Origin of the sequence: Moorena sp. SIO2C4 (assembly GCF_010672485.1) — a bacterium.
Classification (GTDB): Bacteria; Cyanobacteriota; Cyanobacteriia; order Cyanobacteriales; family Coleofasciculaceae; genus Moorena; species Moorena producens.
On the sequence record NZ_JAAHGN010001295.1, the window covers coordinates 1 to 1,824 of the forward strand.

Annotated in this window: 1 protein-coding gene; it reads left to right on the forward strand. The window is 45.9% G+C overall.

The features are described from left to right. On the forward strand, nucleotides 1-1,694 hold a 1,694-nt coding region (locus F6K20_RS36790), incomplete at its 5' end, for a LamG-like jellyroll fold domain-containing protein (RefSeq protein ID WP_353736893.1). Nucleotides 1,695-1,824 lie beyond the last annotated feature (130 nt).

Sequence of the window (1,824 nt, forward strand, 5' to 3'; positions counted from 1 at the left end):
TGCCAGACGAACTAAAAGAGCAATCCTATGTTGGGATACATCCAAGCAATAACCGAAACGATGGTGACGGTGACAGTCTATATTTCCGAGTGACCAGTAACGGGTCTGTCCGTTTTGGTGACTTTCCCGATGACTTGGAAACACCAGGGAACATCATTGAACCAAATACTTGGTATCACATTGTAGCTACTTATGACCAAGACTCCAACACCAACACCATTTTTGTGGATGGTCGGGAAGTGATCAGTAACAACCAAGGTGCTTTTGAAAGTCAAAACCCCCGTGTCTTGATCGGGAATTGGACGAGGGGTAACGGAGGATTCAACCAACCCTTCAATGGTGTGATTGATGAAGTCGCAGTCTATGACGAAGCCTTATCCCGTGAAAGCATTACTAGTCACTTCTTACTGGGCCAACTAAATCTTGGTGTATCTCCGGAATCCTTACCTGATCGTGCAGCAGATGCTGGCACCATTACAGTCAATGCTACTGATCAGATTACTATATCTGGAGTTAGTCCCACTAATAGTGACCTTGCTAGTGGTTTAGTGTCTAGCAGCTCAGGCAATTTCAGTGGTGTAGCTGGTGAAATCAGCATCGAGACTGATTCCTTGAAAGTGGCGGATAGAGGAGAAATAAACGTAAGCAGTCAGACAGCTCAAGCTGGTACGATCACCATCAATACTAATTCCCTCAAGGTTGAGGATGGAGGGATAATCACCGTAAGCAGTCAGACAGGTCAAGCCGGTGATATCACCATCAATAGTGATTCCCTCAAGGTTGAAGATGAAGGGATAATCACCCTAACCAGTGAGACAGGTCAAGCCGGTGATATCACCATCAATAGTGATTCCCTCAAGGTTGAAGATGAAGGGATAATCACCGTAACCAGTAACAAAGGGGTAGCAGGCGATCTAAGAATTAATGCTAATTCCCTGTTGCTTAACAACGGAAAACTTTTCGCTGAAACTGCCAATAATAATAATCAAGTATCAGGAGGGAACATCACACTAAACGTATCAGACTTAATACAGCTCAAAAACGAAAGTCTGATCTCCGCACAGGCTTTAGAAGCTAACGGAGGTAACATCACGATTGATAATAATCCATTTCTGATTGCTTTTCCCCCAACTGGTGATAATGGTAGCGATATCATTGCTAATGCTCCAATGGGTCAAGGGGGTAATATCAGGATCAATGCCTTCAGCATTTTTGGTGATATTGAAGAGCGCAAAGCTATCCCAGGCAATGGCACCAATGATATAGATGCCTCTGGTCAGACAGACGGTGTGGTGACCATCAACACCATCGATGACTTCCTGGAGCGGGAGCCCAACAGCTTACCCACGGACCCAGCCCAGCCTCAATTTGACCAGCGTTGTCAACCGAGTAATAGCACTGGCAGTAGTCTGATCAATACTGGACGTGGCGGCATACCCCCTCGCCCAGGTCAAATCAGCAGCAATAGCAATTGGGAAGATATACGCCGTCCCACTCCCCGTGGACGGTATCGCTCCCGGACTGCATTGGTGAAGCCCCCCGTTCAGCCCCCCACTACCCCTAAGCCAAAACGAATTATAGAAGCTCAAGGCATCATGATTGATGCTGAGGGCAATATCTTTCTTACTGCATATCCAACTACCGTGACACCGGATGGATTTAGGCAGGTGTCTAGGTCTTGTTATCTGCGATAGGGAATCGGGAATCGGGATGCAGCGTGGAACAGGCATCTTGCCTGTTTCAAATGACAAAAATTTAGATATACCTCAGCCTTACTATGAAACGTCATACTCTATTCAAGAGATAATTTAATAGAAACCCTAG